8 protein-coding genes are annotated in these 10,363 nt (G+C 31.8%); 4 read left to right on the top strand and 4 right to left on the bottom strand.

The window, feature by feature from the left end; genetic code table 11:
* Positions 1 to 1,447: hypothetical protein (locus tag ACFFGA_RS05130; protein ID WP_386060586.1), on the top strand; the 1,447-nt coding region annotated here is incomplete at its 5' end.
* 51 nt (positions 1,448 to 1,498) lie between these two features.
* Here ACFFGA_RS05130 and ACFFGA_RS05125 read toward each other — a convergent pair.
* The 4 genes from ACFFGA_RS05125 to ACFFGA_RS05110 form a co-directional block, all read right to left on the bottom strand.
* Positions 1,499 to 4,285, bottom strand: coding sequence for a TonB-dependent receptor (locus ACFFGA_RS05125; protein WP_386060583.1), 2,787 nt, complete (start codon positions 4,283 to 4,285; stop codon positions 1,499 to 1,501).
* Positions 4,286 to 4,367: 82 nt separating this feature from the next.
* Positions 4,368 to 5,288: a GLPGLI family protein gene (locus ACFFGA_RS05120; RefSeq protein ID WP_386060581.1), complete on the bottom strand. Its 921-nt coding sequence runs from the start codon at positions 5,286 to 5,288 to the stop codon at positions 4,368 to 4,370.
* A gap of 160 nt (positions 5,289 to 5,448) precedes the next feature.
* Positions 5,449 to 6,306 (bottom strand): GLPGLI family protein, encoded by an 858-nt coding sequence (locus tag ACFFGA_RS05115; protein ID WP_386060578.1) that lies wholly within the window; start codon positions 6,304 to 6,306, stop codon positions 5,449 to 5,451.
* A 37-nt stretch (positions 6,307 to 6,343) separates the two neighbouring features.
* Positions 6,344 to 7,270 (bottom strand): DUF6624 domain-containing protein, encoded by a 927-nt coding sequence (locus ACFFGA_RS05110; RefSeq protein ID WP_386060575.1) that lies wholly within the window; start codon positions 7,268 to 7,270, stop codon positions 6,344 to 6,346.
* 122 nt (positions 7,271 to 7,392) lie between these two features.
* Here ACFFGA_RS05110 and ACFFGA_RS05105 point away from each other — a divergent pair, with 122 nt between their 5' ends.
* From ACFFGA_RS05105 to ACFFGA_RS05095, 3 genes are all read left to right on the top strand, one after another.
* Entirely contained in the window at positions 7,393 to 8,832 is a 1,440-nt protein-coding gene (locus ACFFGA_RS05105) for a sensor histidine kinase (RefSeq protein WP_386060573.1), read from the top strand.
* Entirely contained in the window at positions 8,825 to 9,508 is a 684-nt protein-coding gene (locus ACFFGA_RS05100; RefSeq protein WP_386060571.1) for a response regulator transcription factor, read from the top strand. The genes ACFFGA_RS05105 and ACFFGA_RS05100 overlap by 8 nt, the downstream gene beginning before the upstream one ends.
* Positions 9,509 to 9,578: 70 nt before the next feature.
* Positions 9,579 to 10,361, top strand: a complete 783-nt coding sequence (locus tag ACFFGA_RS05095; protein ID WP_386060569.1) for a hypothetical protein — start codon at positions 9,579 to 9,581, stop codon at positions 10,359 to 10,361.
* The last annotated feature ends 2 nt before the right edge of the window (positions 10,362 to 10,363 follow it).

Here is a 10,363-nt window from a genome sequence, read left to right as displayed (position 1 = left end):
GCTGTTAGAAGCAACTGTTGTTGGCACTGTAAATAGTGGTGCTTCAGAAACCATTACAGTCAATGATGGAAGCTCTGTTAGCTTTGACGGTAATTTTATAAAAGAAGATGGTTCTTCATACTCTGGTGCTGTTGATGTTATTATGCATCACTTAGACCCAGCAGATGAAGATATGCCAATGCAAATGCCAGGTATGTTGTATGCCGAAAATGAAGATGGTGCTGAGCGTATGCTGCAAACATTAGGAATGCTTGCCGTAGAGCTTAGAGGCTCTGGAGGTGAAGAATTAAACTTAGCTGTAGGTTCTACTTCCGAAATTAAAATGCCTGTAGATCCTAGCCTAATGAGTATTGCACCTGCCACTATTCCACTTTGGCATTTCGATGAAGCTAGAGGTTATTGGAAAGAAGAAGGCTTCGCTACTTTACAAGGTAATATGTATGTTGGTACGGTTTCGCATTTTAGCTTTTGGAACTGTGATATACCAGCAGAAGCTATTACGCTTTGTGTTACTGCAACAGATGAAGAAGGAAATGAACTTAATAATTTATTAGTAACAATTACAAGTTCAACTTATGGAACAAGTGAAGGTCAGACCAATGAAAAAGGTGAAGTATGTGGATTAGTTCCAAGTAATGAAGCACTAAGTCTTAATATATACCTTCATAATAATTGCAACAATTCACCTATATATACTAGCACTATAGGATCATTTTCTTCAGACTCAAATATTACAATCATTATACCTGATATCCCAAGTTTCATTGGAGAAACTGTAATTGGCACATTTAACACTTGTGATGGTGATGCCGTTACAAATGGTTATGTTAAACTAGTTTATGGTGACTTATCATATATAGATAGTGTAATTAATGGTGAATTTGAAATTAGTTTACTTCGATGCCCTGAAAATAATACGTTCAGCATCAAAGGAGTTGATTTCAATAACCTTCAACTTACCACTGAAATAAATTACACCTTTACATCTCCAACTACTAATATTGGTGTAATTAATGCTTGTAATTCATCAGTTGAATTTATTCAATATTCAATTAATGGGGTTGATAGCTACTTGGCAATAGATGATATCTCTTGTATCTTTTATGTTAATTGGGATGGGAGCCATACATTATCCATTAATGATAGTACTAATGGAAATTCATGCTTAAATATACTTGGAACCTTGAATCAAGAATCTTACATAGGATCTTACAGCTTAAATTTGCCAGTATCAGATATTTCTGAACCACATTTTTCAATGTGGGGAGAATGTATAGGTCTTTATTGGACATCTACTCCCAACAACGAATCAACCCTCACATTTAATCTAACTTCATTTGGTGAGATTGGTGAATATGTTGACATTAACTTTTCTGGAACTATAATAAGAGATGGAGATAACATTGATACAATTTCAGGTATAGTTCATGTGTTAAGGGATTATTAGATTTTGAATATTTAGTATAAAAAAGCCTTCTCAATTGAGAAGGCTTTTTTATTACAATGTATATGTCAACCTAAAGGTGACAAATCGTGGTTGTATAAATGTTTCTGAGCTAAATACAGAAATATTTCCTGCACCATTACTAACATTAGAATCTATATTTAATAAGTTGGAAGCTCTTAGAGAATACTCCCATTTAGCATCACTATTTTTTCTGTAGCTTAAAGAAGCATTCCATGTTTTAAAAATATCTTTTTGCCCTTCACCATTATCTTGTTCATTATAAGTAAAGTCTGTTAAGAATGTTACAGAATCCCAGATGTATGCATCAAACTCAATAGAAGGTGCATTAGTTGTAAACTTTGTAGTATTTGTACCTTGATCGTTTTGAGAAATACTATATCTATAGCTAAAACTTACGTTTGGTGCTTCTCTAAAGTTTGTTCTAATCGATGGTGTATAGGTTTGCGAAAAGCTTTCATTAACAGATTGTGTGCCTTGAACAAACTGATTAATCTTACTGTAATTAAAGTTTGCTCTTAAACTCGCTCTTACTTTACCAAATGTACGTTGCACTCTACCAAATAATGATGCACTCTCATCTGCAAAACCTGAGTTAAAATAACTGCTTGTTCTAATAACGTTTTCAAAATTAGTAAGGGAACGGATTTGGTCTATATTTTTACTATAATTTGCTCCTGCAAATACATTAGTATAATTAAACAGGTTGAAACTAGAATAAAATAAACTCAAATTATGTGATAGCGAATTCTGCAATTCTGGGTTACCATAGTTAAAACTATTGTAGTTATTCATCACTAGGCCTTCAGCAATATTTGTAACATCTGTGAAAGATGTGTTCATTCTATAGTTAAATGTTAAACTCTCACTCTTTTTAAACTGAATTCTTGTTTCAAAATCTGGTAATACCATAAAGAAATTATCATCAAACAAGGTTTCACCATATTGTGTGTTTTTGTTGCTATAGGCATGTAAAGATAAACCTGGTGTAATAGTAAATTTACCTGTTTTAAACCTATAATGAACACCAAGATAGATGTCACTAAAATTATACTCCACATCATTTTCTGTAGTCAACAAATTACCATCAGCATCCATTATACTTGGTGTTGGCTCTATTGTTGTACCATCATCTAAAAACTGAAAAATACTAGAATTAAAGGATTGACGACTTAAAATCGTACCAAGAGTGAAGTTAATATTACTCTTTGCGTTTAAAATATTATAGTAATCTAATTTTGCATCTAATTGATTAGACTTTACACGACGATCTTGATTTAAATCATAAGAAAATTGATCTCTATCTAGCCCTAATCCTTCAGCTGTATTATCAAAAGCATCATTGTCTGGATCATCGTTATTTGTTGGATCGTTTACCAATAACGCATTATAAAATGGGTCTTCATCTTTTATTAAATGTTGTGCTTCAAAAGCAAAGATGTTGTTTTCATTTAATGTGTAGTAATAATTCAAATTCTGATTAATACTAAACGGAGATGCTGTATCTACTTGATTGGTATTACCTACAATAGTAGAAAATAAATTTTGCTTCTCTTCGTCCTTTGAAAAACGACCAAGTAAATCATAATTTAATTGATTATTTACATTGGGTTTGTAAGATGCACTTAGCTTTGCTAAAAACTGATTTGTAGCTTCTCTACCTGTCTGTTCTGTTTTTTCGTCTGGTGGAATATTTGCAGACTCATCTATTGGTGTGTTTGGGTCGTCCTCAAATTCAATATAATCTATATAGCTATCTTCTCTAGTACGCATTCTAGAACTATTGTAAATCAAAAATCCACTTAAGTCTAAAGCTTCGTTAGGTGAATAGCTAAAGTTTGTTGCAGCCAACTTGGTAATTACCTCTTGCGAATTAGCAATGTTTGTTAATCCACCAAGACCATTATCACCTAAGTTAATACTAGTACCACTTGTTCTACTTGGCATTCTAAAGCCACCACCAAAGTTTCTTAGGTCTCTATTGGTTAATGCCACTTCACCAATGTTATTCATATCTCCAATAAGGTTAATGCTATATTTTGGGCTATAATAAAATAGTTTTGGTTGTACTAAATAGAGTTCATCGTTTGGTGAAGGTGCCGTTCCACCACCAGCAGTGATATCACCAAACCAAAAGTTTTCTTTTCCTTCTTTTAGCTTAATGTTTATAGCAACATTATCTTGATTGTTTTGCACACCACTTAACTGACCTACCTCAGCATAATTACGTAAGACCTGTACCTTATCTACAGCATTAGAAGGAATATTTTTAGTAGCTAATTTGGTATCTCCATCAAAGAAATCTTTTCCGTTAACCATTAACTTAGAGACTTCTTTTCCTTCAACTTCTATTTTACCTTCTGCTGTAATTTCAACACCAGGTAATTTTTTTAGGACATCTTCTAATTTTCTTTCAGAACCGTTTTTAAAAGAATCTGCATTGTAGATTAAAGTATCTCCCTTAACCGTTACAGGCATTTCATAGGTAAGTTCAACCGCATCTAATGAGTTATCTGGAGACATAATAAAATCTCTATTGATATCTGCTTCTTGAGTAGTTAAAGCTTCATCAATTGTTTTAAAACCAATATAACTTACTTGTATTTTGTATTTACCATTTTTTCCTAAAGAAAGAACGTATTTACCTTGATCATTAGTAATGGCATAAGATTCTAATGTGTTAGTTTCTTGGTTAATAGCAATAATATTGGCAAGTTCCAAAGTTTCGCCTATACTATCTTTTACAACACCTTGCATTTTAACTTGAGCAAAGGAACTTCCTGCTACTATTAAGCATAGTAGTGCTAATAATTTTTTCATTCGTTAAAGTTTGTTTGATTGGCAAATGAAATGACTTTATTTATGTAATAGCCATTTTAGTTATTTAGTTTTTTTATGTGAATTAGTTTCTACGACCTCCGCCTCGGCCACCACGACCTCCGCGACCACCATACATTTCTCGCATTTCTTCCATCTTCTTAGTGATGATTTCATTGTACTCGGCTTGAGTAACTTCGTCCCCTTTTGTTGGCTTATCGATATCTTCTTTTTCTTCAGGATTCAAAACAATTTTAGTACATAAAATTGTAGTTCTGTCCGCATTAATTTCTAATATTAATCCTGGTAAACCCCAATAATCACCTGGACCTTGGTTAATTGGTATTTGTGGAGTGTACCATGCTACAACTTCAATGGTTTTAGGCACTTCAATTTCGTCCATAGGATTGTCACTCTTGCTTGTTTCATCACCAGACTTTGTAGAATCTTTAGCTTTTTCTTCATCTTTCTTTTCATCATTACCTCTACCTCTTGGTCTAAAACTTCTAAAATCGAATTCATCTACGGTTTTTGTAGCAGTGGCTTTAAAGCACGTATAATTACCAATCTGCTTGGTTTCTGTACCCATTTTCCATTCAAGATTTTTTAATTCATCTTTAATTAAAAACTGCTTCCCAAAAAACTCTTGGTCTTGTATTAGTTCTTTTGTTTTTACGTTCTTGTATTTTGGACCTCCCGTTAAGCTAGAACCAAATCCACCAAAACCTCTACCACCTCCACCTGGAGCTTCAAGCTTTTCATCTTCTTTGTATATTGACTCTTCTTTGTTAAACGTAAGTATGTAAACTTTTTCCAAAAAGCTTTTCATTCGCTCTTGAATTTGTTTCTTACGCTCAGGACTCATATCTCTACCTCCAAATTCATCTAAATCCATTGTAGTTTTAGACATGTAATAGGCTTTGCCCTGAAAATCTTGCGCAAAAGCGTTAGAGCCAACTAGCAATACTGTAAATACTAAAGCAATTTTTAATAATGATTTCTTCATCTTTAATGGTTATTGTTGGATAACAAATGTAAAGCATTACAGCCAATGTTTTAATATTAAAAAACTTACAAATGTTAAAACGCAACATGTGTTAATATTCCATTAGACTCTATAGGATGAAGAAAGTAAAACCCGTATAAGTTAAACTTATGTTAAGAATTTAGCCACCAATTGTAATTGAGATGCTCTCACCATCTTTTCGTCCTCTTTTGGGACTAAAACGTTCCTGCATTTCTTTGGCTTTTTTCTCCATTATTTTTTCATACTCGGCTTGAGTTACCTCTTTCCCTTTTTCTGGCTCACTTATTTCCACTTTATCCTCAGGATTTAGTACTATTCTACTACAAATAATGGTTAATTTACCGTCGTGCACTTCTAATATTAAGCCTGGTAAACCTTGATAATCATCAGGTCCATTACTTATAGGAATCTGTGGTGTATACCATGCCGTTACTATACGTTCTTCCATTTCTGGTTCTTTGTCTAAATCCTCTTCCGTTTCTTCATCATCTGTATTAATAACAATTCTAGGTTTTTCTACCATTTTAGTATAGGTAGCCTTAAAACATTGATACTCTCCTATATACTTGGTTTCGGACTCTAGTTTCCACTCTATATCTTCAATATTATCTTTTACTAAAAATAATTTCCCAAAAGTATCCATCTGATTGGTATAACGCTTATCCTTAGTGTTTTTATAGTACACATCAGATCCTCCGCCACCTACCATAACAAAATCCATGTTTCCTCCCATGGCTACTTGTGGCTTATCTAAACTTTCGTCTTCCTTGTATAAAGATTCTTCCTTATTAAAGGTGAGTATAAATGTCTTCTGAAATTGCTTTTTCATCATCTCCATCATACGCTTGTGCATATCAGAGTTCATTTGTGTGCTATCCATTTTAATGTCAAAAGCACGATGCGTCTTATAGGTTGCTACACCTTGAAAATCTTGGGCTTGTAAACCTGTTACAGTTAGCACTAATGCCACGACTGCTATTTTAATTACTGTTGTCATTTGATTGTGTTTTTAATTTATTTGATTTCTTATTATGTTAGTACCCATATTTTTCTTTGATTAAATTATCTCTTTTTTCTTGTAACCACAAAGGTGGTAAACCTATAGATATTCTATTTTCATCTACTTTATCCAAATCATCAATCATATTAGAATAACTGCCATCTGGTTTGGTATATGTTCCATTAATTTGTGGCTGATTATTGTACAGATAGTATTGATCAATTATAGGTCCTAAAACACTTGGTGAACATTCACCATTTTCAATATACTCCTTTAATTTAGGTATAAAATAGTTGATTCTTATAGAGTCTGATGTATGTAATAAAATACCATTTATAGACACTGGTGTTTTATCAATATTAAAACCACCAATAACATTTTCGTTAGGATACCCATACTCATCAAATATTTCAATGAGTCGTTTAGTATTATAGTTATCAATTTCTTCTTGTTTTTGTTTCATTTCAGTACTTTCCATAAAGCCTGGTTGTGCTCTATATTTTTGATCGTTCCGTTGCATTTCTGCAATTTCTTGTCTTAAATCTTGATTAATGCTGGATAAATATTGCTGCCTTAAGCTATCATAATTCTTTATTAACTCTTTGCCTATGCTAGATGCAAAAAGATTATCAAAATTGCTGTTTTTTAATTTATGTTCTAATTGGGATCCTGTTGTAAAATCCTTTTTTAGAAAATCAACAGCCAATTCCGTTTTACCCAAAATGGCACAAGTTTCGGCAAATTTTGAAATCTCATAATATATAGGTGTATTTACAGGTTCGCAAGACTCAAAGGCAGCTTGGTATAACTCAAAGGCTTTTTGATAATCCTCCGTACTATAAGCCATATCTGCTTGGTAAATTGTTTGATAATAATCTTCAATATAATTTTGTCCAGTTACTTTATCATTATTTAAACATGATATTAAAAGCGCTACAATGGTAATGGTAATGTGTTTCATGATTTCTTATTTAACTGATTAGTTTCACAAATATCAAACATCATTTTCATTTCTAAAGTTAACTAACGTTAACGTGTGTTAACCGATTAGTTTTACTAAATATTTACTTCTACTTTTGAGGTATGAACGATAGGCTATATAAGTATATATTATACATTATTATTTCAGTTATTCTAATTACCATTGGGATTCAAGTGTATTGGAATTACAAAAACTATACTTCTAATAAACAGCAATTAATCAGAGATGTACAAATTAGTCTAGATAAAGCAGTAGATGATTATTATGCAAGTTTAGCCAAAGAAACATCCTATGCTTTTTCTTCAAAAAACTCATTAACACACCGTTTCTATGAGAATGATTCTACTATTAAGTCTTATCTTACAGCGTTTGACTTTAGATATGACTCTTTAAATCTTATAAAACCAGAGGATATTAAAGAAATCCAAGTGATTAAGAGCTTAGAATCAGATTCCTTAAACCTACAGAATATCGAATTTTTGACGACAAAGGTTTATTTATCTATGAGAAACGATTCTCTAGATGTTAGAGAAGTAAACAAACTACTCTATGAGGATTTAAAGAGAAAAAAACTTGATTTAGACCACCAGTTGTCCTATTATCATAATGTACCTGACAAATCAATCATAGAGAAAAATAAGAAACGTAAAGTCAAAATATTGGGTGTTGATTCCCACGAGCATAATATTTATGTTGAATCAAAATCGACTTTTCTGCCAGAGCATAGTGTTTTAAAATTAGGGTTTTCTAATGAAACAAGGTCGATTTTAAAACGTAGTCTTGGTGGTATTTTAATATCATTATTATTAGTACTTGCCATAATAAGTTCCCTATTCTATTTATTGAAAATTATAAAACACCAAAAGCAATTGGCTGAAGTAAAAAACGACCTCATAAGCAACATTACCCACGAATTTAAAACACCTATTGCAACTATTGGAGTAGCCTTAGAAAGCATCAGTAATTTTAATGCTATTGAAGACAAGGAGAAGACAAAAAAATATATCAATATGTCTTCCGAACAATTAGGAAAACTAAACTTAATGGTAGAAAAACTACTTGAAACTGCTACTTTAGACAGTGATAATCTTGAGTTAAATAAAGAGCCTGTAGATTGTGTCACGCTACTTAATTCGCTAGTGAATCGTTACAAAATTCAATATCCAGAAAAAACGTTTCATTCAAATTTCAATGCAGAAAGCTTATTAGCTGAAGTGGATGCTTTTCATTTTGAAAATGCTTTAAATAATATTTTAGATAATGCTGTAAAGTACGGAGGAGATACTATTTCAATAGATTTAATTCCTAAAGGTAATATGTTTGATATCTTAATTTCCGATAATGGCACTTCTCTAATTAAGGCAAATAAAGAGCGCATATTTGAAAAGTTTTACCGCGTTCCTAAAGGTAACACGCACGATGTAAAAGGTTTTGGAATTGGCTTGTACTACACCAAAACAATAATAGACAAGCATAATGGATCCATTTCTTTAGATTTAAATAATAAAACAACATTTAAAATAACGCTTCCAAATGGTTAGTAACATAAAATTATTATTAGCCGAAGATGAATCTGCGTTAGGCCAGATTATCAAAGAGAGTTTAGAGACAAGAGACTTTGAAGTCATCTTATGTGATAATGGCGAAAAAGCTTTTGAAAAATACAAATCTGAAACTCCTGAAATTTTAGTATTAGATGTTATGATGCCAAAAAAAGATGGCTTTACTCTAGCAAAAGAAATAAGGGCAATAGATGATACAATTCCTATCATTTTTTTAACTGCAAAATCGCAAACTGCAGATGTGGTAGAAGGTTTTTCTATTGGCGGCAATGACTACTTGAAGAAACCATTTAGTATGGAAGAGTTAATTGTTAGAATTCATAATTTGGTTAACCGCACCAAAGTTCAGAAAACATCAAAAATTTTAGAAATTGGTGATTATATGTTCGATTTTCCCAAACAACAGCTTCAGTATAAATCAGAAGATTCTATGCAATTAACACACAGAGAAGCACATCTTTTATTTCATCTTGTTAAAAACAAAAACCAGGTTTTGGATCGGTCTCTCATTCTTAACAAACTTTGGGGAACAGATGATTTTTTCTCTGCCAGAAGCATGGACGTTTTTATTACCAAATTGCGTAAAAAACTAAATAAGGACGAAAATATTCAGATCATAAACGTTCGTGGATTTGGGTATAAATTAACTGTATAATCTTTTAATACTAAATACTAGTTTTATAAAGTTATAGATATGGTTCAATTTTTGTACTTTTCTAAACCTTATGCAAAAGCTGTTTATTTTTATTTTTATGTTTAGTTTTTCTCTTGCTGCTCAGGAGCAAATAAAGACTAGCATTATAGATTCGTCCAAGATTAAAGCCAAAAACATATTTGGTGCAGATAATTTTGGCACGCTATATTATGCTGCTGAAGACAATAGTTTTCGCAAAAAATCTAACGACACAACGATTGTTTATAGCAACTTTCAATTAGGTGAAATTTCTTCTGCCAATACTTTTAATCCTTTAAAAATCAATTTATTTTATCGCGATTTTAATACCGTAGTTATTCTTGACAATCGATTAGCCGAGATTTATAAAATCGATTTTAACACCTTACCAATCTACAAAAATGTAAGTTTTGTTTCTACAGGTTACGACAGTACGCTCTGGTTGTTTAATCAAGATTTGCAACAACTAGAATTGTACGATTACAAAACAAAAAAGGTGAAGCAAAAAACAGTACCTATTCAATCAGAAATATTAGATTTAAAAAGTGACTATAATCAATGCTATATGCTTACCGAAAACTATTTATATATCTATAATTATTTCGGTAGCCTAATAGCCAAATATAAGAATGAAGGTTACGACAGCTTGGCTTTTAGTGAAGCCCAACTAATCTTAAAAAGGGAAAACAGTCTTTATATTTTAAGAAAAAACAGTACTGAAATAAAACCAATTAAGCTTCCAAATTTGTTAATAAATCAGTTTTTGGTAACCAATGAAACCTTGTATATTTACGACAGCAAAATTCTCAGGGAATACCAATTAAAAAAAGAATAAAC

The sequence above is a fragment of the Winogradskyella pulchriflava genome, from assembly GCF_042434315.1.
Lineage (GTDB): Bacteria > Bacteroidota > Bacteroidia > Flavobacteriales > Flavobacteriaceae > Winogradskyella > Winogradskyella pulchriflava.
Note: the sequence above shows the minus strand (reverse complement) of the source record. Positions and strands in the feature narration are given on the sequence as shown.